Genomic DNA, 22,835 nt, shown 5'->3' on the forward strand with positions numbered 1-22,835 from the left:
AACGAAAAACGAAAAGAAAGAAGATAAGCATCTTACCATGATTGTAGACATGACTGCAATTGATATGAATACAGCTTTAAGCGTATGTACCTTTTAGCCATCCAACTCGCTTCAATTTTGCTATGCAAGCTTCTTTTAAGTCTTCTTCTGTGTAGCTCTCCACTACTTTGCAATCAATTCCAATAGCGTACGTATCTTTCTCGCTCTTCACGACAATTTCGTAAAACGTCTCAAGCTTTCTACAGGTAAAATCATTAATTTCCCTCACTTGCTTTAAAACATCGTTTAGTACTTCTTCATGATTCTTTATAATTGTTTGTGTCATCCGTATCTCTCCTTCTACTAAAATTAAAAAAGCTCATTTTGCTTTAGATGCAAAATGAGCTTTCACCCGTCTTATCACCCAAAGCTAATGCTTTGCTGGTAGGAGCACCTTACATTGGTAGGTTGCTGTGGAGTCGTAGAGCCAGATCTCTCGTCCACTCGTGATAACTTTTTAAATTAGATTTCATTATACCAAATATCTCCTGTTTAGCAAGATTATTTTTTAAATTTTTCTTTTTTTCAGTTTTGTCACTCTTTTTAATCTATGCGTAGTAAAGCAAGAATATTTTCTTTTCTTTAAGTAAAAACTAATAAAAAACGTGATGTAAGTCATTAATTAAGCTCTCAGCCTTTTTTTCTGATTATTCTTTCATTTGACCAAACTCTACCTTTGCTTATAAAATGAAGATTTGTAGAAAGGAGCACGAAAAACTATATGTATACGTATCAAATTGGCAATCAAACAATTGACTACAAAATTAAAGTCGTTCCAAATAAAACCGATATTACGGTCCAAATTTGTGACAATGAAGGGGTAACCGTAATTATCCCACGAGGCCTAAACGAGCACAACGTTCGCTCTGTTATTTCTCGTAAAGCGACTTGGATTTTAAAACAACTCAACGGTGGTAACCAACCAACTGAAACAAAAAAACCGGCTGCAAAAAAAGCTGAGAACAAACCTACAGCTGCACCTAAAGCAAAAACGGCATCTTTTGAAAACGATGACAAATTTTCATATTTAGGCCGTCAGTATCGCTTAAACATTGTTCGTGATGATGTTGAGCAACCTGAGATGACGTTCCGCGCTAAATTTATCGCAACAGTGCCATCATCTTGGTCTGAACAAGAAACAAACGAAGGAATTCAAAGCCTTTTAACAGAATGGTACCAAGGACGAGCAGGTGAAAAATTCAACGAAGCATTAAAAGCAGTGAAAAAGCAAGCAGCAGATGCACCTGACTCTGTAGCGTGGAAGGAACTGCAAGATACATATGCAACGATGGAAAACGGTGAGCTAGTATTAAACTGGCGTCTACTTCTAGCACCATTAACAACAATTGAATATGTGATTGCTTCACAATTTACAGATGCAGACTCATTATTTGAAGATGCAGCAGAGCGTAAACAATGGTTAGAAGAAAACAGCTTACAAGCATTCTAATCAGCTAACAGAAAAACACCCATCCTAAACCAAACAAAGGATGGGTGTTTTTTTTTTGCAATTTGTGTTTTATTAAAACTTAATGATAATAAAAAATGTTTATAGTTGAATAATATAGGTTAAGTATATGTAAAGGCAGTATAAAATTTAATTTTGCTCCTTTATCTATCTTCAGAAAGGATGTGCACCTAATGAAAGGACAAAGCTTTTTCATTTTAGGTCTTATTTTCGCTCTTATTATTGCTATCTTAGCTGTCATTAACAATGAGCCAGTTCAATTTAACTACGTCTTCGGCTCACAAGACTGGCCACTTATTTTAATTATTTTAACATCTGCTGTATTCGGTGGTGTCGTCGCTGCTTCGCTAAGTTTTGTTAAAATAACTCAGCTTAAAAGCAAAAACAAGCAACAAACAAAACGAATTGCAGAACTAGAAACGCAAATAGCCGCTCACTCAGAACCACAAGCTGATCCAGAAAAGCCTCTATCAACGCAAGGGGAACCATCAGCTTAATATATAAGTATACACCCCCCTGCCTTCCCAGCACTACGGGAAGGCAGGGGTTTTTGGCTTTTCTTCCCCCTTATGATCATTCATTAACTAAAGGATGTATCAGCTATGTCAGTAGCCTGTGAGTGAAACGGGAAATGCGTGACTCCTGCAGGACTAGCGAGCGCTCTGAGACCCCGCAGTTTACGAGGAGGCTTAGACCGAGCCCTGCGGAAAGCGAACACGCCGAAGTGGAAATCACGACTCATTCAGTGCGTTCTTTCCCTCTTCCACACCCAAACAACACATAGAGACTGCTCGTGTTCTATTCCAAAAGCCCGTGAGTGGAACGGAGGATGTGAGACTCCTGCAGGACTAGCGAGCGCTCTGAGACCCCGCAGTTTACGAGGAGGCTTAGACCGAGCCCTGCGGAAAGCGAACACGCCGAAGTGGAAACCACGACTCATTGCGTGCGTTCTTTCCCTCTTCCACACCCAAACAACACATAGAGACTGCTCGTGTTCTATTCCAAAAGCCCGTGAGTGGAACGGAGGATGTGAGACTCCTGCAGGACTAGCGAGCGCTCTGAGACCCCGCAGTTTACGAGAACGCTCAGACCGAGCCCTGCGGAAAGCGAATAAGCCGCAGGGGAAATCACAACTCGTCGCGTGCGTTCTTTCCTTCTATGAAAATATAAATAACCCCATATACAAATGGAAATCTTTAGCCAACAATGGTACAATCAATTCTGTTCTTTATTCTTCTAATATCATTTAACCAAACGATTTACTTAACAAAGAAGGTGCTCTTATATTGAGAAAAACTCGCATAAAACGAGAAATCATAATCTATTGCTCTATCATTCTCGGAACGCTTCTCTTTTCTCTTATTGTGCAACAGTATTTCTTTCAGCCTTATACCGTTAAAGGAGACTCTATGAATCCTACGCTTCAAGAAGGCAACCGCATTATTATTAATAAACTAAGCAACTATCAACGCTTCGATCTCGTCGTTCTTCACTCTCCCCATGACCAGGACGAGTATCTCGTTAAACGAATAATCGGTGTTGCAGGCGAAAAGATTGAATACATTGATGACCAGCTCTATATTAATAACCAAGAAGTAAGTGAACCCCACTTACATAAATACCTACAGCATATCCCAACATACGAACGCTTCACCGAAAACTTCTCTACCGAAGAACTCGTAAATGACGGCACCATTCCTCACGGTTTCGTACTTGTACTTGGAGACAACCGTCGAATAAGCCGTGATGGCCGACACTTCGGATTAACACCTGTCTCGGACATTGTGGGTGAAGTCAACGTGAAATATTGGCCTCTCACTGATATCAAACTAATGCACTAAAAAAGGAGCGGTATCCGCTCCTTTTTTAATTCCCCTTCTCTTCGTACAGCTCAAGTGGAAGGCCGTCTGGATCTGCAAAAAACGTAAATAATCTTCCAGTTAATTCATCCACTCGAATCACTTCTACTTCAATGCCTCTGCTCTCTAACTCTATTTTTGCTGCTTGAACATCTTCAACGGCAAACGCCAAATGTCGAAGACCACAGGCCTCTGGTTGTGATGGACGAGACGGAGGATTTGGAAACGAAAACAACTCAATTTGCACTCCTGGCGCTAGCTCTAAGTCTAGCTTATACGAGTCACGATGCTCTCTATATGTCTCTTCTAAAATACGTGCTCCTAGCTTTTCTACATAAAAAACTTTCGATTGCTCATAGTCACTTGCAATAATTGCTACATGGTGAATTCTCTTAAACTCCATTCTTACCCCTCCTATGTAATCAATGCTTTCATGATAACCGAGCATCTATAAAAAGAAAAGAATCATTTACTTTTTTAGGAAATCCACTTCCTTCTTAACCTTTTACTCATTAAATTGTTTTTTTGTCATCAAACATAGTTTTATAGTATACTATTTTTTAAATCAATTTTTGAGCGACTATACTATTTATTTCTATTACTACTTGAAAGGAGGTGGTTTTCTGATGGGGTTGCGATGCATAAAGTTAGCAAACTTGCAGAGATGGCATTTATAACAAAGCGCACGATGAATTATTACACAGAAGAATTACTCGTACATTTTCGTCTTGTTGAAGCTTTGAAACAAAGAGGACGTTTCTTTAGAAACAGTAAGCAACAATTAGAAAATACATCCCCTATAGAAAACAAGTCCTCCTTCATAACGACGAGCTTACGCACAAACAACGTCATGAAGAGCGCAGGTGAAAAAGGTGTGTTGGGCAATGTTTGTCAAAAACATTCTCACGTACTCGTTTATCATGCTCTCGGCGTAATTTTGATTATTTACAGGAGGTGTTTACTTACTTTGCTCTTGCAGAGTAAGTATGTTCATTGATAACCATTAATTTAATTTTAGTTGCCTTTTTAATTGCTTTAACTGCTTATTTTGTTGCGACAGAGTTTGCGATTGTAAAACTTCGTAGCTCTCGTGTCGATCAGCTCGTAGCAGAAGGTCGAAAAGGAGCGGCTGCAGTAAAAACCGTAACAACTCACTTAGATGAGTACTTATCAGCATGTCAGCTCGGTATTACCATTACAGCACTCGGGTTAGGGTGGCTGGGTGAACCAACGGTTGAGCGCATTCTGAACCCTGTGTTTGCTGACCTTGGGGTACCGTCTTCCGTTTCACACGTGCTTTCGTTTGTAATTGCTTTTGCGTCAGTTACGTTTTTCCACGTCGTTGTCGGAGAATTAGCACCGAAAACGGCAGCAATTCAAAAAGCTGAAACGGTGACGCTTCTATTTGCACCACCGTTAATTGCCTTTTATAAGGTCATGTTTCCTTTTATTTGGTTACTTAACGGCTCAGCTCGCTTATTAACAGGCTTATTCGGGTTAAAACCAGCCTCAGAGCACGAGCTAGCACACAGTGAAGAAGAGCTTCGCATCATCTTGTCAGAAAGCTACAAAGGTGGCGAAATTAATCAATCTGAATACAAATATGTAAACAACATTTTTGAATTTGACAATCGTGTTGCTCGTGAAATCATGGTACCACGAACCGAAATGGCCGTTGTTTCTGAAGACGATACGATTGAAGAATTTTTAAAAGTAGCCGTAGAAGATCGCTATACTCGTTATCCGATTACCATTGATGGAGATAAAGATAATATTATCGGACTTGTGAACATCAAAGAAATTCTAAACGATGTGGTTTTAAATGATGCTGTGCGCAATCAGCCTGTCAAAGCATATATGAAACCAATTATTCAAGTCATTGAATCGGTCCCAATTCATGATTTACTACTATCCATGCAGAAACAGCGTACTCATATGGCAGTGCTAATTGATGAATACGGCGGTACGGCTGGGATTGTAACGGTTGAAGATATCTTAGAGGAGATTGTTGGCGAAATCCGCGATGAGTTTGATACAGATGAAAAGCCATATGTTCAAAAGGTTAGTGAACAACACTTTATCTTCAATTCAAAAGTACTGCTTGATGAAGTAAATCAGCTGTTAGACATTGAACTTGAACATGAAGATATCGATACGCTTGGTGGCTGGATGCTTGTTCAAAACATTGATATTCAAGAAAATGAATCCTTAACTTTATACGGGTATGAATTCACAGCAAAAGAAATGGATGGACATCAAATGAAAGAAGTAGAAGTTCGTCAATTAGCTCGGGAAGAAAGTGAAACAGCACAACCGGAAACTACAGAGGTTGAAATGTAAGAAAGCATTAAGTAAATAGAGCTTTGACTAATAGAAAAGGGTTTAAATCATGAAAATAAACTGATTTAAACCCTTTTTTCTATTTAACGATTATTGCCTGAAATAATTAACAATCGTTTGATTAAACTTATCTTTTTCTTCCTCTTGTAAAAGCAACCCGCTGTCTTTAAAAATTGATACCTTTACGCTCGGATTTAGCTGAACAAACTTTTGCAAATTGCTAATGGGATTAAAGCGTGCTTTTTGTCCCCATAAAATAAGAACTGATTGAGTAATAAACGGAAAAATCGCTTGAATATTAATATTAGCAAAACCAGCTACGAATGAAGCAGGAGCATAGTTAGCATTTGGACACTGGTGAGATGCTCGGTAAAAATCTTCTAATACTTCTTCAGTGACAAGCTCTGGCTTTGTGTAAAACAATGTTTTCAACTGATATTCAATACTTTCTTTAGAAGAAAAAGCATTGTAGACACCATTTCCTACAAAAGGCTGTGTAAACGTATTAAACGTTGTTAGACTGGATTCACACGGTTCGGTATCATTACTCCCTATTCCAGAAGGCGTAATAAGAGCAATCTTTCGAATTAACTTTGGATAATAGTAAGCCACGTATAAACAATACGCAGCAGGTAAGTCCCGGCTTAACACATAGGCTGGCTTTTGAATAACTTGCTGTATAAATTCAGCAATTGCCTGTATGAACACGGTTGGCTTATAGACGATAGGCAACTTTTCTGAGCGTCCAAAACCGGGTAGCTCTAATGCATATACTTTAAAATGCTTAGCCAATACATCTATATTTTCTCTCCAAGTAGCATTTGATGCCCCTAAGCTTACGCTATGTATGAGCAATAGAGGCTTGCCTTCTCCTCTTACAATATAATACAACTCTCCTACATTGCTTTTAAATTTCTTTTCTTCCCCACCTAAAAAATTTCTTGGAATCGACAAACAAAGGGGTTCATATAAGGTGCTCATCTCTTACTCCTTTCACCTTGACTTTCTCCACCTTTTCAATTTATGATATGTCCCCGTAGATTATTTCTTTTCATCAGTAAAAGCATGCTACATGTTGGGTTTAGCACCAATCCTCTTTTTATATTGTTTTTATTGATTCGTAAAGCTCTTTAAATTAACCTCTTCAAAATGCGTAGCTACAGCGTCTACTACAAGGGGACCTTTCTGTAACACTTTTGTACTTTTGAATTTTGAAAAGCCATCTCCACCTTCTTGTAAGTAGTTTGATAAAGCAATCGTATACGTTTGAGTCAGTTCAATCGGCTCACCGCTTTCTGCTTTAATTTCTTCAATCCGCTCACCAAACGGCGCTAATTCATTCCATTCCACTGTAATGCCAGCTGTTTGTAAAGCTGCATCATATTTTTCACTCCACTGCTGCTCTAATACTTCATATAGCTCCTTACCTGTTAGCTCAATTTTGACCAGGTGATGCTCAAAGGGAAAAGCCGTATACAACTCTTTTTTCGTCACGTCTCCCTTAGGAAGGCTTGCTCGAATTCCTCCATGATGGACAAGTGCGATATCCGCCTGCATTTCTTTTCTGCTTGCTTCTGCCACAAGCTGAGCAAGAGGCGACTCAGCCCTCTCATTTTTTTTACGTGTCAGCTTATAAGGAAGCGTTCCGATAGTTTTACCTGCATGCGTACCAAGCTGATCCTTATACGTTTGTAAAAGCGTCATTACCTTTGGGTCTGGCTTTACAGATTTATGTTCTACAGGTACAATTTCCGCTTGTTTGTAGGTAATCTCTTCAGTACGCTTATCAATCCCCAGCTCAACTTGTGAAAAAGCTTTTCCATAGGAGTAAGCCTGAACGAGAAGTTTATCATCAACAATGGTATTAGCATACTGGTGATTGTGAGCTCCAAACATGACGTCTACTTCATCATCTACTTTATATGCCATTTCAGCTAAATCTTCCTTTGGATTACCACCGTTTTGATCTGAGTTTACTGCAATATGTGCTAGAACTACAATGGAACGTACCCCCTGCTCTTTCAGTTGCTGTGCACTTTTATTAATGGCATTTACTTCATCTGTAATTACGACTTCTTGGCGGCTATTTGACAGTACAAAATCGTTTGTATCCGTCGTGACAACTCCAATAAAGCCAATCTTGATTCCATTTATTTTCTTAATGATATATGGGGGAAACACAGTTTTTCCGGTTTTTTTATCTAAAACGTTGGACGAAATGTACTTTGCCGTCGCTCCTTTAAAGCGCCCGGTTTTTTCATGATATCCACCATGAATTAAGCGTTTCATTTCTGCTACTCCACGATCAAATTCATGGTTGCCTGGAGTACCAATATTAACGTTTAGCAAATTCAAGAATTCAATTGTTGGTTCATCATTAAATAACGAAGAAATAGGAGGACTCCCACCGACCATATCACCGATGTGAACGAGAAGCGTGTTCGGGTTTTTTTCTTGGTATGCTTGTAAATGAGAAGCGAGATATTCAGCTCCTCCTACTTTCTTGCCTTGGAGCTGCTGGTATTGATCTAACTGACCGTGAAGATCGTTTATACCTAAAAGCTGTACGTGGATTAAATCATTAGATGAGGCTGTAAAATGCGTTTGAAAAGCATGGTGATACGTAGTAAACAATAAGATGCCTACAAGTAAAAGCATCGCTACTCGCTGAAATAACATCATTTCATATCCCCTCCTCATGCTGTTACCGTTAGGCTATCATAAAAGCATTAAGGAAATATGAACCATATGTAAAGACGAACATAACAAAAAGCGCATCAGCTAACCTGACACGCTTTTATCATGAAAATAAAATACTTTTTTCGACTTGCTTTAACTGATAAAAGTAACCTTTCTTACTCATCAGCTCAGAGAATGACCCAACTTCAACTACTTTTCCTTCATCCATAACCATAATTTGATCCATATGTTCTAAACCAGCAAGACGGTGACTAATGAAGATAAGCGTTGCGTCCTTTGCTTTTTGTGTTAGTTCACCAACCACTTTTTGTTCCGTTAGCAAATCCATTGATGAGAATGGCTCATCCAATAGCCAAATTCGACCTTTTTTCAAAAAGGCTCTAGCCATTGCTAACTTTTGACGCTCGCCTCCAGATAGATTTTCACCTTTTTCTAATATACGATCATCAAGCTCATACGCATGTAGCTCCACTGCTTGTAACGCTGCTTGTAACTCAATATCAGACGCGTCATCATTTGCGAGCAGGAGGTTTTCACGAACCGTTCCGTAAAAAAAGTGGTTTTCCTGCATCACGACATTCGTATAGTTCCACAAATCCTCTTGTTCAACATTCGCTAAGCACTCTTGATTAATAGCTATGGTGCCTGAGGTAGGCTCGTACAGCTTGACGAGTAGCTGAAATAAAGTAGATTTGCCACAACCACTCGGTCCCACAATTGCTGTTTTTGAGCGAGCTGGAAACGTAGCAGAAACATCATTCAGTACGTTGCGATTTCCATAAGCAAATGATAGATTTCTCACCTCTATGTCCATCGGTTCATCTTGAAGAACTGATGAACTGGGCTTCTCTACTTCTTTCACGTTGCCCGTCACGGAAAACAGCTGCGCCGAAGAGCGGCGGCTATCTTCAAAGTGAGTCGGAAATGCAGACATTGGAACGGCATACTCAAATACATTCAGACCGATCATAATAAGCATCGCTAAAAATAACCCGTCCAGTTCCCCTCGCGTGACGTCATAAACACCTACTAAGGTTACAGCCCAGCACACAAACATGGAAATGACTAAGCTCCACGATTGGCTTGCGTTTTCTGCTTCTTGCTTTCGTGCTTGAGCGCGCAAATAACGCGTAGATAATCCCGTGAGCCTTTCTTGCTTTTCCTTTACTTTTTGGTGAACTTTTAAATCTCTAAATCCGTATAAAAACTCCGCTGTTTCTGCCGATAGCTCACTTCTTAACTCTTGAGTAGAGGCTTTTAAGCGCTGCTGCCTCCACGCTGCAAGCACTGGTACAACAAGTCCTGTTAGGAGCATTCCCGCAGCAAGAGTCAGGCTAATCCAAACGGAGTAAAATGATGTAAAGAAAATCGTGCTAATGAATACAAAGAAAAAAACAACTGGCGGGTAAAATACGCGCAGGAAAAAGTTTTGTAAATTTTCTACGTCTCCCACAATTCGTGCCAATAAATCTCCGCTCCGATATTGATGAAGTACGCTTGGCATGAGCGGTTCTAATTTTTCAAAAAAGCGCACGCGCAGATTTCCGAGAATTGTAAAAGTTGCTCGGTGTGAATAATAGCGCTCCGCATATTTGGTCACAGCTTTTGCAATGCCAAACAACTTTAAAAGCGCAAGCATAACCGTTAACGTATACAGCGGTGGAATAAGGGCTGCTTTGGAGATAACATACCCGCTTGCACCGAATAAAGAGATGCCGATAATCCCTGCTAATACACCGAATATCGTCGTATATACAATATCCTTTTTTTCTTTCAGTACAATTGTGCTGATGGTCAGTAAGTTTCTCATCTAACACTCTCTCCTTGCTGTGCTTGCATCATGTGACGGTAGCTGGCAACGCGCGTCATTAATTCATGATGCGTTCCTGAATCAATCACTTTTCCCTCTTGCAAATAAACGATTTGATCTGCATTTCGAATCGTATAAAGTCGGTGAGCAACGGTAATCATGGTTGCTCGTTCACTTAGTTCTTTAATCGAAGATTGTAGAATTTGTTCGGTTACTAAATCCAGACCGGTTGTTGGTTCATCAAATACAATAATAGAAGGTTGTTTAATAAAGGCTCTAGCCAACGCAAGGCGCTGTTTCTCACCGCCAGATAAACCTCTTCCCCCTTCACCTATCAACGTATCAAAGCCCGCTTCCATTGACTGAATAAGAGGTAGGAGCCCCGCTTTTTCGGCTGCTTTTATAAGTTCTGCTTCCGTCACTGGCGTTTGTGTACCAAGGCAGATATTTTCTTTAATCGTTCCAGAAAACAAATAAGGATGCTGAGAAATATAGCTGATGGCTTCAAACCAACTGCTTTCACTAATGTCAGCTCGCTGTTTTCCGTTAATGATTACTTGTCCTTGTGTTGGATCAATTAAGCCTGAAATCAATCGAAGTAGCGTTGTTTTTCCCGATCCGTTCGGGCCGATAATCGCTACTTTTTCAAACGGTTTAATGGTTAACGAAACGTCTCTTAATGAAAATGTTCCTTCTTGATACGAAAAATGAACATCATTCAGCAAGATAGGAGCAGGCTGATCTTGTTTTAATTTATTATTCCCCCACTTTACTCCGCGTGCGGAAGCAGCAAGCTCTTCTTTGATTTTATTCGTTGCTCCGATGCTACCTCTTCCAGCGTGAAATGCACTACCTAAATCTCGAAGCGATAGATAAAAATCCGGTGCTAGAATTAAGATAAAGAACGATGCGAAAAACGTAATGTTTTCAAATACCACAAGACGTAACCCAAGCTCAAAAGCAATGAGACCAACGCTTAGCATCGCAATAAATTCAAGTGCCAGCGAGGATGAAAATGCCGTTTTTAAAACATCCATTGTCGCATCACGAAATTCAAAACTCTTCTCTTTCATCTTGTCTTTTTGTAACTTTGCTTTTCGCATGAGTTTCAGCGTTGTTAATCCTTGCAAGACATCGAGGAAATGACCTGAAAAAGCCGTCATTTTTTCCATTTGAACATCCGCTTTTTTTTGCGTTTTTAACCCGATTACAATCATATAAATCGGGAAAAATGGTGCGGTTATCATCATGAGTAACCCTGAAAACCAATGCTGCGTAAACACGGCAAGCAAGATAATCAACGGCAAAATGCTCGTTTGGATGACCTGTGGAATATAGAAACTAAAGTAATTATCCACTTCATCAATCGCATCCATCGCTATGCTCGCTTTTTTACCTGTTTGGCCGCTCAACGACGCTTGCAGAGGGTTGTTTGCGTATTTTTCCAAAAGCTCTTCTCGGATTTCCCCCTTCACTTTTTCACCCAGCTTAATTCCTAGTTTTCTTGATAGGTAGATAAACAGCACACGAGCAATTAAGACAATTAGTAAATAAACAAAAGAAGGAAGCACGTCTTGAAACGACGCGTCCTTCAAGAAGATTTGGTCGACGATGTACACAAAGAAATACGCTTGGCCAACTAACATCACACCGTTTAACACCGATGATAGGATGAGCGGAACCATCATTCTTTTATGTGCAAATGCTCGTTTTCTCAGCAGCTCCATACACAATCGGTCTCCTTACATTTAGTTAGCAGTACTTACTGATAAGGGCTTTTTCCTTTTGCCCCCCAGATGAACAAAAATACAATTGCACCAACCACAAGCAAAACAGGTGCTATCATAATTAAAAACGTATTCACATTCCGTCCCTCCTTCACTTCTTACCCTGCACATACTCGTTATCAAATAGAAACAGTCGCATCAATAAGTATAATGATGGAACGAGTAAGCAAAGCCCTGCAACAAAGGAAATGATAAGCGTGATGGCCATTGTATCGTTTGTGAAGCTATCATAGATTGTTACGTGCGGATAGAGTAAATACGGCAAATGCGCCGCTCCGTATCCGTAAAACGCTGTGGCAAACTGCAGCATAACAAAGATAAACGATAAACCGAGACGCTTTTTCTTCCAAATAAAATAAACAGCTCCCACAAAGAACAAGAATGACAAAGCAAATAACCACGATACATCTAACATTTTCGCAAAGTGTTCGCTGTTATGATCTGACATGGACCAAAATACAAGGAAGCTAGCCAAAATCGTAGGTGTGCTCCAAAACAATGCATATTTACGCAAGATACGAAACGCCCCTTCATCTCCTGCTTTGTGCGCGTAAAAGGTTAAAAAACAAGCGGAAATATACAGAACGCTCACTACTGCAAGAAGCACAACAGCCCATGAATAAAAGCTGGTGAACAGCGCCCCGTAGTCAAGCGAGACACTTGTACCGTTTAGCTTAATATAACCACCCTCTGAAATTGTCAAGACGATGGAAAGCGAAGCAGGAATCAAAAGTCCCGTTGCTCCGTATAAAAGCTGGTAGCCTAAGCGCCCTTTGTTTCCATAATGATGAAACGCATAGTAAGAACCACGAAGCGCAATTAAGATGATGGCGATGCTTCCAGGAACCAACAATGCCGTTCCGTAATAATACGCAAGCGACGGGAAAAAACCAACGAGTCCAACATAGAAGAAAATTAAGAATACGTTAGTCACTTCCCATACTGGAGACAAGTAACGGTTGATGACTTTTTGTACAACATGTCCTTTTCCCGTCACCGACGCATAGTAGTTAAAGAAACCTGCTCCAAAGTCAATGGAAGCAACGATTAAATAGCCATATAAAAATGTCCATAGTACGGTGATACCAATTACTTCATAGCTCATAGTAGTCCTCCCTATTCAATCCCGCGTTTTTTTAATTCTTTTTCAACAGGATTTGCTCTAAAGGTACGAATCAGAACCGTCACAGCCGATACAATTAAAATAACGTATAAAGCAGCGAACAAATAAAGCATAATATCAACGTGCTGAGACGTTGTCGCTCCTTCTGCTGTGCGCATAACGCCTCGAATGATCCAAGGCTGACGGCCTTCTTCTGTAAAGAACCATCCTGCTTCAATCGCAAGCATCGCTAGCGGTCCACCGGCTACAATTAAGCTAAGAAGCGGTTTGTTAAGCGGATTCCATGATTTTTTCTTTTTCATTACAATGTAAATAAATGAAATAAGCGCAAGTCCCATTCCAATTGCAACCATCAAGTCGAACATATAGTGAACAACAAGTGGAGGCCAATCTTCTTCAGGATATTCTTCAAGCCCAATAACTTCAGCTCCTGGAGTTCCGTGTGCTAAAATACTGAGCGCATACGGAATTTCAAGCGCGTACTTCACTTCGTTATCTTCGGTTAAAATACCACCTAGAATTAATGAAGCTTCTTCCATTGTTTCAAAATGCCATTCAGCTGCTGCGAGTTTTTCAGGCTGGTAGTTTGCTAAATATTTACCTGATAAATCTCCAACAAGTGCCGTTACAATGGCAAATACAAACGCCACGACCATTGATAAATGCAGCGCTTTTTTATGATAAACGTGATCTCGTCCTCGTAAAATCGCAAAAGCTGCAATAGCTGCAAGCACAAACGCAGACGTTAAATACGCGGATGATAAAACGTGCGACACTTTTGTCGGCGTCGCCGGGTTAAACATCGCTGCGATCGGGTTAATATTTGACAACACGCCGTTTTCATACGTGAAGCCAAGCGGTGCGTTCATAAATGAGTTTACCGTTGTAATAAAGAAACCTGATGCCGTTGCACCAAGCGCAGCTGGAATTAGCAGCAGCAAGTGGTACATTTTGTTTTTGAAGCGATCCCACGTATATAAATAAATTCCGAGGAAAATAGCTTCAAAGAAGAAAGCAAATGTTTCTAAAAAAAGCGGAAAGCTAATCGTTTGACCAGCTACCTGCATAAAGTTTGGCCATAGTAAACTTAGCTGCAGCGCAATTGCTGTACCTGTCACAACACCAACAGCTACCGTGATGATATATCCGCGTGCCCATCTTCTAGCAAGTAAGTGGTAGTGCTCATCGTTTCGTTTAATTCCTATCCATTCAGCAAGTGCAATCAAGAGCGGAACTCCGACTCCTAATGTTGAGAAAATCGTATGCACAGCTAGTGTTAAACCGGTTAAGATTCGACTATACAAGACCGGATCATACTCAAACACAAACATTTCCTCCTTTATGTATGAAGAGAATTCTCCCTTCTCTTAGCAGATTGTAGCCCTTAGTATAAAAACTTCTTTTATAGTTGACCATACAGTTCACCATTTTGTTAAAGTTTGTTCACAATTTCACAATCTTAATTTCGACACAATTTTAGAAGGTTCTGTAAAAAAAGTGCCTAAGTTTTTCACTTAGACACTTTTACTCTTCATTTCTCTTTTTTATTAGGTAGTGGTTCTAATAACCGCGCTGCACCGCTGGATGAAGGAGCTGATAGATAACCGCTTCGTCACTGTTTTGTCTTGTTGCGCTTCTCGCTTCTTCCATCGTACCGATAAACTGTATTTCTCCTTCTTTTAACACAGCAAACCGGTGACATAAACCGAGAATTTCATTTAAGTCATGCGTAATATAAATGACTGTTTTTCCTTCTCTCGTAAGCTTTTGAATGTATCTGCCAATCTCCATTTTCGACTGCAAATCAATTCCAACCGTCGGCTCGTCCATAAGTAAAATCGCCGGTTTATGAATGAGCGCAACAGCAATATTGAGCTTTCGCTTCATTCCCCCTGATAGGCTTTGAACTTTTTCGCTCCATTTCCCCTCTAGCTGTACGGACTTACAAAGCGTTTTGAGCTCATCATCTGATACCGATCGCCCCGTCATTTTGCTCCACAGTCGCATGTTTTCTTTTACCGTTAGCTCTTCCCACAGCGCAATATCTTGCGGGACGTAGCCAATTTGATTACGAATGTGCTTTTTAGCTTTTTTTAATCGCTGACCGTTGATGACCACTTCGCCGCTAGAAGGCTTAGTAAGCGTTGCTAAAATAGATAAAAGCGTAGACTTACCAGCACCGTTTGGTCCTAATAGCCCAAGCACCTCACCTTTTTTCACATGCAAAGATACTTTATTTAATGATTTTTTTCTTCCGTAACGCTTACTTACTTTTTCAATTGAAATCATGTAATCGACCTCACATTCCACACTGCTTTTAACCACAATAAAATGGTGATGACTAGTATTGTTCCAAGCTGCATCCAAAGCTCTTTAGCAAGTACAAGCTGCTGCGTAACCAATAGATGCTGAGGAAGCCATGTAGCAATTGTGCTTAGCTGCTCCGCTATGTCACTGATTGGAAAAAATACTCCCCCGATAATACTGAACATCATGGCAAGTAACAATCCTGCGATGTAGTAGCGACCGATATGACGCGATTCCGTAGCTAACCAAAAGCTAAAAGCTAAGCAAAAGCAGAGATATAGGAGCATTAGCAACAGCACTCTGCTATCTGTCACCGCTCCGATTTTCAAAAAGAAGAAAAAGCTCAGGATTGTTTGGATAATCAAAATAAACCCGTATGCTGCTACCGATTGATTTACATAAGACATAACACCTTTTGGAACGGTCTTCATTCGCTTAAAAATAGGCCCTTTTTCCTTTAGAACCCATTCCATTGCCATAAGCGAAACAATAAGTGTCAAAAAGCCCCACAGCGGAACAGAGCGATTTATAATCTGTTGTTTTTGATCTGGTTGTGCACCTTCTTGTCCATCAGTCACATATTGAATGGTCATTAACGGTTCCGGCTTCCACTGCTCGTCCGTATAGCGATACGCATCTTCCCATAGAGTCGCGGGCTTTTTCCAACGATAGCGTTCATACAGGCGTTCTACTTGAATAGCTGCTTTACTGTTACTTGATAAGCGCGTTACCTCACTGGCAATCACTTCTTCTACAACGCTCGTAGCAACTGATGCTGGCATTTTCACCAGCTCAATCGTTTCTTCATAATCTTCTTTTTTAATATTGTCCATAAAGCCTTCTCGAATGATAAATAAACTATCAACTTCGTTTCGAAGCAGCTGTTTCTCTCCTTCATCCGCCGTTGTAGCTGTCAATTTGATTCTCTCATTCGTAGCAACCCGCTGAATTACTTGTTTGGAAAACTCACTTTGATCTTCATCTGCAATGGCAACTGGAATTTTCACATCGTTCTCAACGTTTTGAAGAAACATTTGGCCTACATAAGCACCTGCAGCAGGCACCACCAGAAGAAGTATAAGTAAAAATGGCTTTCGGATAATCCCCTTTAGCTTTTCCATCATGAGATTCATAGGCTCACTCTCCTTTTTTGAAACAGTGCCGTCCAGAGGAGAGACAAACTAAAAGCAGTGAGCCCGTAAACCACAAGCCAAGTCATGGATTCCGACCAGTCTACCGACTCATAACCTCCGAATAAACCAAACATCATTTGCAGCGACCAAGCGTTAACCGACCAGGCCTGAAGGGGTAGCAACCACTCTGGTAAATAAACGCTAGGTAAAATATGCCCGCCTACAAGAGAGGCTGCAGCAAGCAAAAGAATGCCTACTAGCTGATACATCTTTTCACTCGTAAAGATAGCTTGTAAGAGCGCAAACGTTGCTAAAAAAGCGAATGCACTAGCGGCAACGCTGCCAACCAGTTGACCCCACGTGTACGATAGTGACAAGCCAAGCTTCTCTATTCCTACTGCGTATAATCCTAGCGATAAAACGAAAACGAGTAAGAACATACAGCTAAACTGGGCGAGGTGAACGTGTAGTGAGGATACTCCGTGAGTCTGCATGCGCTTAAGCACTGCATGTGAATGAAGTCCCTTTACAAAAAGCATGCTGCTGTAGGTCCAAATCATAAGCAGTAATAAAAAGAATGATAGAATATAATACTGCTTCATATCTTGCTGAAACAAAGATGTTGCTATTCGTTCTTCAAACACGCTTCCTCGATCAAGAACATGAAGCCCAAACGAAAGAAGGCTACGACGAAATTCAGCTTGTCTCTCTGCCGTGCTGGCTCCTTCTTCTTGTAGAAAGTGATCAATTGTATTAATTCCGCTTTGAGCAGCTGATGTATAGTCAGCTGCGCTATCCATCACATAGCGAAACAGCTGAGCTTGAAGCGGCTTGTTTTTATTCCCCACTACAACAAGAGGCATGTTTTCTCCCGTTGCAATTGAATGACTAAATCCATCTGGTAACACAACAAGCGCTGCAATATCGTTTTTGGACAGCATTTGTTGTGCTTCTGCTTTTGTTGGATACACAGGATTGATAAGTGAGCTTAGCTGTTCACTTTCCGTTAACTGTTTGATGACGTATTCTGTTTGAAGCGTATCATCTTCATCAACAATTGCCACCGGAAACTTTTGTATCCGTGCTTCATCCTTCATTGTTTCTGTTAATATGACTCCTGCTCCTATTAAAAATAGAACAGGAGCAAGTAGAAGCAGGCTAAAAGACTTCCAGTTTTTTAGCATCGACTTCCATGTGAATGAGCATAAATAAAAGAATATCTTCACCTGCTCTTCTCTCCCTGCATGATTACATTAGAATTGTAACTAGATATGATAGTTTACTATATGGTTGTACAAGTAGATTCAGACCTACTGCAAATCGGATAAATTTAACAAAGCGGATGACATGCTACACGTCATCCGCTTTTGTAAGAACTATTAACCGTTAAGATTAAGAAATATCAAGATCCATCATTAACCCTTGTAAGTTTGTGTAGAACTCTTCTTGAATCTTCATTAAATCAACTGGCGTAATATCTTTTACGTTTTTACCGTTCTTAGAATCAACCGCTGGAATATCCGCCGCGTCTTTTAGTTCAGAATTTGAGTTGATCTTTAAGTTGATATCAGCTGAATCTGTCGGCATACCAACTTTTAAGTTAATATCAAACTTGTAATCTGACTTTCCTTTTGAAGCATCGATGTTTTGATCTTGCTTAAGATCACCGCTGAATGTGTAGCCAGGAGCTTGGTCGCCCAAGTCAAGCGTGAATTTGCGATCTGCCGTTTGTTTTGCATCCGTTTTACCATTCACAACTGAATCCATTGTGAACTTTAAGTTTAGGTCTTCTGTTGTTGAATCAGAAGCGTCAATGCTAGCAACTAACTTTTCAGAGCTCTTATCTCCGTCAGCTGTAATATCGTTTGTTACATCAAGTGCTACTTTGCTATCATTGTTGTCATTTCCAATTGTAAGAGCTAGCTGTTGAGCACGCTTGTTATCCCCATACTCTACATCTTTTGTAGCCACTTTTACATTTCCTACGTTGTCTTCGTCATCAGCTGAAGTTGCAGCAAACTCTACGTTACGATCCACAATTACTTCATCATCGTTGATGTAAACTGTTGATTTGAAGCCCTTAGGGAACTTAAGGTCTTTCACATCTGTTTTAAATTCATCCAAGCCTTCTTTTAGTTGCTTCTTCACTTCTTTTTCATCTGTTAGTTCAGCCATCTCTGGGTCTGTTGCAGCAGATGATTCAGCAATCGTTGCAACGCGCTTTGCAATGATTGTTTGTAGCTCATCGTCTTTTGCCATTTCAGCTACTAGCTTTTGAACAAATTTTTCAGTTTGTTCTTGATTCATTTCAAGAGTTAGACGCGTGAATTTTAACGTTTCATCGCCTTGTTTATACTCCGCGTTCTTTTCCTTTGTGAAGTAGTCTTCATCTAAGTTATCATAGAAGAACTTTCCGTATTTTGTTGCAATTGCTTTCTTTTCTTTCTCCGTCAGCTCTAAATCTTCTAACTTAATTTGATTTAGTTCTAACTTATCTGGACCTGTATACGATGGGTCAAACATACGCATAACTTGACCATACTCATCAAGATTTAAGTAGAAAAATTGATTTGCTAAAATCGGTGCTTTAAAACCAATTTGTTCTTTTGTTTGGTAACCCTCTACATCAAGTGCTTTTGTGTTCCCGATATCAAGCGTTAATGAGCCGTATGTTTCTTGTTTTTTAGGATCTTGTTCTGTTTTCACATTAATCGTCGACTTGCTAATCATATCTTGAATCATTTGATAAGATGGATCAGCAGCAAGTGAGTTCATTGAAAAATCACCGCTGATAGAAGCAGCTGAGCTTGATGGTTGCTCTAGTGCTTTTTCCTGGAATGCTAAGCTTTCGCCATATTTCGTTTCAATTTCTTCTGTCATTTTGTTGTATGTATTCACTTCAGATATTAAATATAATTGCTTTGGTGATTTCATGAATACATAGCCAAACGTAACTGCTGCGCCGATAAGCACGAATAAAATTACCAATCCGATAATCAGTTTTGTCGGTGCTTTTTTCGGAGCTGGAGCTGTTTCTAAGGAAGCAGCAGTTTCTTGTCTTGTTTTGTTTTCATCGCTCATGTGTTTTACACCCTCCTGTAAATAATTGTTTGTTTGGTCCCTTGTACATGATAAGGAATCATTACCAGTATTTCTAGTCGTTCGACAAAAAAAGACAATTTTTAGTTCGTTTAGCTGATAAAAAGAGACCCATCAACAGATACAAAGACTCATTTTCTAGTACCCTACATAACTAGTTTAAAACCATTTTCATCACTTTTTACCAAAAATATGAATATACAAAACCCTAACGAAGTAGATGTTTTTATAGTTCGATAGAAGGCTATCCCTTCTCCTCCTTTTTGCTTCATTTTTTTCGATCTTCCAAAAGCTCAACGATGATATGTATATGAACATTGATTTGGCATCATGTTAAAAGAAAGGAAAACGAGCCTTTTTTCACAATAAAAAGCGAACGAGACATAACAAAACAAATTTCAAAGAAGATGAACGCGTTCGTTCCATTGCACTAAGACCACTCGCTTTTTATTCTATTGCCAAACTGATTTTTTCCAACCAACAAAAAACCTGAACGATTAAAAGTGACGAACTCTCAACCGTTCAGGTTTATTATTGACTGAATTACTTATGCCCAGCTCTCTTACGAATTAATTTGAAGTCGCTGTTGAATAAATAGAAATACGTTAACTAAACTGTTTTCTTCAAATACACTCACATCTTGCTTTTTGAATTCACCTTGCTCATGATAATAGCTAATTTGACCAGTTCCTTTTTCCTCGTTCATGTCGATATGAAAGCTAAGCGGCGTTCCTAAAATTGAGCCATCTTCATCTCGTTGAATAATTTGACAAAGCGTTTTATCTCCCTGCGGTTCATATAAGAAATCATAGCCGTACTGACGAGCTAACTTTTCTGTTTGCATAAGAATAATGTTTGTAACTGACGTTTCGTTCATACAATTTCTCCCTTATCTGTACTTACTTCTTGTAGTATATCATAGCTCTTTTTATCGCTTATACTAAAGAAGCTGAAACAAAGCGAAATGTTTTTTCTCAAAAACGAATTATGCCTTTTCTAAAGAACTTAGGCTATAGTAACCAGTCTTTTTATTTCGCTGCAGAGACTCCCATCTAGTCCTTCTCGCTTCGCAGAAGCTGCGTGTCTTACGCTCCATTCTCCTAACTCTCTAACAGTGATTTCACAATCAATAAAAAATCCGAACTACAAAAGAGTAATTAACTCTCACTAGTTCGGATTGATCATTAGCTGAAAGGCTTATGTCCCAGCTTCTTTCATTATAATAGTTTGATAACGCCTTTCGTACCTTGTTTCTGATAACCTGTCTTTTTAATCTCTACTTCTTTTCCTTCCGGTAAATTAGTAAACACAACAGGTGTAACAAGTGACGTCGCATTCTTCTTCAGATAATCGAGATTGATTTGTAATAACGGTGTGCCAGGCTCAATACGTTCGCCTTCGTTCACGAGTGTTGTAAATCCTTCACCTTTTAGCTCAACCGTATCGATTCCAACATGGATTAGTAGTTCCAGCCCAGTATCCGTTTTCAAACCAAACGCGTGCTTCGTTGGGAAAATACTCATGACTTCACCTGAAATTGGTGAATAAAGCGTATCATTAACAGGTTCAATCGCAAACCCATCGCCCATAAGCTTAGCAGAAAACACTTGGTCAGGTACTTTTTCAAGCGGCATAACAAGTCCTTCAAACGGTAAGCTGAATTCTTCAAGTATACCTTCGTTTGGCTTTTGCTCAGTTTTCACCGATGTACTTGCCGTTACTTTTTCACCTCGAACAAGTTGCTTCATCGCATTCGCTACAAATTCGACTTCCGTTCCAACAATGACTTGAACACTCGTTTTTGCAACCTTCATCACACCGCGAGCACCGTTCTTCTTAAGCTGTCCTTCGTTAACTGCACCTGAATCTTTTACCTGTAGGCGCAAGCGTGTTGCACAGTTATCAATTTCAACAAGATTTTCTTTTCCACCTAAACCTTCAATAAAGTGCGCAGCCATGTTCACATATTTATCTTCTGATAATACCACCGCTTCTTCACCATCGATTTCATCATCTTCACGACCAGGTGTTTTTAAATTAAGCGCTTTAATCAGCCAATAAAATAACACAAAGTAAATGGCTGCATAAATGAGGCCAATTCCTCCAAGTAAAAGCGGCTTTTGCGCAATCCCAAAGTTTAAGAAATAATCAATGGCCCCCGCTGAAAAACCAAAGCCATGATGAATATCAAGCATAACAGCAAGTCCCATTGAAATTCCCGTTAGCAAAGCATGTACTACATATAAAACAGGAGCAATAAACATAAATAAAAACTCAATCGGTTCTGTAATTCCTGTTAAAAATGACGTAAATGCTAGTCCAATAAGCATTCCTGATACGAGCTTTCGCTTTTCTTTTTTAGCAGCCGCTACCATCGCAAGAGCTGCTGCTGGAAGACCAAACATCATTACTGGAAAGAAACCTGTCATAAACGTTCCAGCTGTTGGGTCTCCTTTAAAGAAACGGTTTAAATCACCTGTCGCTCCGTTAAATTCTCCGAATACAAACCATACTAAACTGTTCAAAATATGGTGTAGCCCTAGTGGAATTAGCAAACGGTTTAAAAAGCCAAAAATACCTGCACCAAGAGCACCAGCACCGGTTAGCCATTCACCGATGTTATTAATTTGATCTTGAATCGGAGGCCAAATCACGCCAAACAAACCGGCGATAGCAAGCATGACAACGGACGTAACAATTGGTACAAAGCGTTTACCTGCAAAAAAGCCTAGCCATTCCGGCAATTTTATATCTGAAAAACGATTGTATAGAAGTCCCGCTACGGTACCGGCTACAATCCCACCGAGTACCCCCATATCGATGGTCTCATCAAGTGCGACAGCACCTTTTGTTAAAACAAAATAACCAATAACACCTGCAAGAGCAGCTGCTCCACTTCCGTCTTTTGATAACCCTACTGCAATACCAAGAGCAAACAAAAGGGCTAAGTTAGCAAAGATTGCATCTCCCGCTTGCGCCATAAATGGAATATCTAATAAATCAGGTTGACCTAATCGCAGCAATAATGCCGCAGCAGGCAAGACGGCAATGGGTAGCATAAGCGACTTCCCAATGCGTTGTAAAAATTGAAACATTTCTTCATCCCCTTATCTCTATATTTACTAACATCCTACCACGAGGTGTTCTAGTTGTCTATACCAATTATGCGC

19 protein-coding genes and 1 riboswitch are annotated in these 22,835 nt (G+C 39.9%); of the genes, 4 read left to right on the forward strand and 15 right to left on the reverse strand.

The window, feature by feature from the left end:
- Positions 1 to 76: 76 nt before the first annotated feature.
- Positions 77 to 325: a hypothetical protein gene (locus EPL02_RS04010; RefSeq protein WP_094911670.1), complete on the reverse strand. Its 249-nt coding sequence runs from the start codon at positions 323 to 325 to the stop codon at positions 77 to 79.
- A 68-nt stretch (positions 326 to 393) separates the two neighbouring features.
- A riboswitch (SAM riboswitch) is annotated at positions 394 to 495 on the reverse strand.
- A gap of 265 nt (positions 496 to 760) precedes the next feature.
- Here EPL02_RS04010 and EPL02_RS04015 point away from each other — a divergent pair.
- The 3 genes from EPL02_RS04015 (at position 761) to lepB (ending at position 3,348) form a co-directional block, all read left to right on the forward strand.
- On the forward strand, positions 761 to 1,489 hold the full coding sequence (locus EPL02_RS04015) for a M48 family metallopeptidase (protein ID WP_131887015.1): 729 nt from the start codon (positions 761 to 763) through the stop codon (positions 1,487 to 1,489).
- A gap of 191 nt (positions 1,490 to 1,680) precedes the next feature.
- Positions 1,681 to 2,004 (forward strand): LapA family protein, encoded by a 324-nt coding sequence (locus EPL02_RS04020; protein ID WP_131887016.1) that lies wholly within the window; start codon positions 1,681 to 1,683, stop codon positions 2,002 to 2,004.
- A 789-nt stretch (positions 2,005 to 2,793) separates the two neighbouring features.
- The gene (lepB, locus tag EPL02_RS04025) at positions 2,794 to 3,348 is read left to right on the forward strand and encodes a signal peptidase I (RefSeq protein ID WP_131887017.1); all 555 of its coding nucleotides are present in this window, start codon (positions 2,794 to 2,796) and stop codon (positions 3,346 to 3,348) included.
- Positions 3,349 to 3,373: 25 nt separating this feature from the next.
- Here lepB and gloA2 read toward each other — a convergent pair whose 3' ends face one another.
- Positions 3,374 to 3,769: an SMU1112c/YaeR family gloxylase I-like metalloprotein gene (gene gloA2 / locus EPL02_RS04030; RefSeq protein ID WP_131887018.1), complete on the reverse strand. Its 396-nt coding sequence runs from the start codon at positions 3,767 to 3,769 to the stop codon at positions 3,374 to 3,376.
- Between the two features lie 590 nt (positions 3,770 to 4,359).
- Here gloA2 and EPL02_RS04035 point away from each other — a divergent pair.
- Positions 4,360 to 5,706, forward strand: a complete 1,347-nt coding sequence (locus EPL02_RS04035) for a hemolysin family protein (RefSeq protein WP_131887019.1) — start codon at positions 4,360 to 4,362, stop codon at positions 5,704 to 5,706.
- A gap of 90 nt (positions 5,707 to 5,796) precedes the next feature.
- Here the strand turns inward: EPL02_RS04035 and EPL02_RS04040 are convergent, their stop codons facing one another.
- The 13 genes from EPL02_RS04040 to nagE all read right to left on the reverse strand — a co-directional run bounded on the left by EPL02_RS04040 (position 5,797) and on the right by nagE (position 22,760).
- The gene (locus tag EPL02_RS04040; protein WP_131887020.1) at positions 5,797 to 6,687 is read right to left on the reverse strand and encodes an alpha/beta fold hydrolase; all 891 of its coding nucleotides are present in this window, start codon (positions 6,685 to 6,687) and stop codon (positions 5,797 to 5,799) included.
- A gap of 129 nt (positions 6,688 to 6,816) precedes the next feature.
- Positions 6,817 to 8,388 (reverse strand): bifunctional metallophosphatase/5'-nucleotidase, encoded by a 1,572-nt coding sequence (locus tag EPL02_RS04045; RefSeq protein ID WP_165932506.1) that lies wholly within the window; start codon positions 8,386 to 8,388, stop codon positions 6,817 to 6,819.
- Between the two features lie 118 nt (positions 8,389 to 8,506).
- Positions 8,507 to 10,216 carry a thiol reductant ABC exporter subunit CydC gene (gene cydC / locus EPL02_RS04050; protein WP_094911679.1) on the reverse strand — a complete coding sequence of 570 codons (1,710 nt, stop codon included), beginning with the start codon at positions 10,214 to 10,216 and terminating at the stop codon, positions 8,507 to 8,509.
- Positions 10,213 to 11,943 carry a thiol reductant ABC exporter subunit CydD gene (gene cydD / locus EPL02_RS04055; protein ID WP_094911680.1) on the reverse strand — a complete coding sequence of 577 codons (1,731 nt, stop codon included), beginning with the start codon at positions 11,941 to 11,943 and terminating at the stop codon, positions 10,213 to 10,215. The genes cydC and cydD overlap by 4 nt, the downstream gene beginning before the upstream one ends.
- 35 nt (positions 11,944 to 11,978) lie before the next feature.
- A complete protein-coding gene (gene cydS, locus EPL02_RS21315) occupies positions 11,979 to 12,080 on the reverse strand; it encodes a cytochrome bd oxidase small subunit CydS family protein (protein ID WP_373688673.1) in 102 nt (33 codons plus the stop codon).
- 14 nt (positions 12,081 to 12,094) lie between these two features.
- Positions 12,095 to 13,108, reverse strand: coding sequence for a cytochrome d ubiquinol oxidase subunit II (locus EPL02_RS04060; protein WP_094911681.1), 1,014 nt, complete (start codon positions 13,106 to 13,108; stop codon positions 12,095 to 12,097).
- A gap of 11 nt (positions 13,109 to 13,119) precedes the next feature.
- Positions 13,120 to 14,451 carry a cytochrome ubiquinol oxidase subunit I gene (locus EPL02_RS04065; RefSeq protein WP_094911682.1) on the reverse strand — a complete coding sequence of 444 codons (1,332 nt, stop codon included), beginning with the start codon at positions 14,449 to 14,451 and terminating at the stop codon, positions 13,120 to 13,122.
- 235 nt (positions 14,452 to 14,686) lie between these two features.
- Complete coding sequence (locus EPL02_RS04070; RefSeq protein WP_094911683.1) at positions 14,687 to 15,415, reverse strand: ABC transporter ATP-binding protein; 729 nt, start codon at positions 15,413 to 15,415, stop codon at positions 14,687 to 14,689.
- Positions 15,412 to 16,566 carry an ABC transporter permease gene (locus tag EPL02_RS04075; RefSeq protein ID WP_131887022.1) on the reverse strand — a complete coding sequence of 385 codons (1,155 nt, stop codon included), beginning with the start codon at positions 16,564 to 16,566 and terminating at the stop codon, positions 15,412 to 15,414. The genes EPL02_RS04070 and EPL02_RS04075 overlap by 4 nt, the downstream gene beginning before the upstream one ends.
- Complete coding sequence (locus EPL02_RS04080; protein WP_131887023.1) at positions 16,563 to 17,792, reverse strand: ABC transporter permease; 1,230 nt, start codon at positions 17,790 to 17,792, stop codon at positions 16,563 to 16,565. Before EPL02_RS04080 ends, EPL02_RS04075 begins: the two co-directional genes overlap by 4 nt.
- 166 nt (positions 17,793 to 17,958) lie before the next feature.
- Entirely contained in the window at positions 17,959 to 19,647 is a 1,689-nt protein-coding gene (locus tag EPL02_RS04085; RefSeq protein WP_131887024.1) for a DUF6583 family protein, read from the reverse strand.
- A 580-nt stretch (positions 19,648 to 20,227) separates the two neighbouring features.
- The gene (locus EPL02_RS04090) at positions 20,228 to 20,542 is read right to left on the reverse strand and encodes a hypothetical protein (protein WP_094911687.1); all 315 of its coding nucleotides are present in this window, start codon (positions 20,540 to 20,542) and stop codon (positions 20,228 to 20,230) included.
- A gap of 340 nt (positions 20,543 to 20,882) precedes the next feature.
- Positions 20,883 to 22,760, reverse strand: coding sequence for an N-acetylglucosamine-specific PTS transporter subunit IIBC (gene nagE / locus EPL02_RS04095; protein ID WP_131887025.1), 1,878 nt, complete (start codon positions 22,758 to 22,760; stop codon positions 20,883 to 20,885).
- Positions 22,761 to 22,835 lie beyond the last annotated feature (75 nt).

Source organism: Bacillus sp. CBEL-1, from assembly GCF_004348885.1.
Taxonomy (GTDB): domain Bacteria; phylum Bacillota; class Bacilli; order Bacillales; family Bacillaceae_H; genus Priestia; species Priestia aryabhattai_A.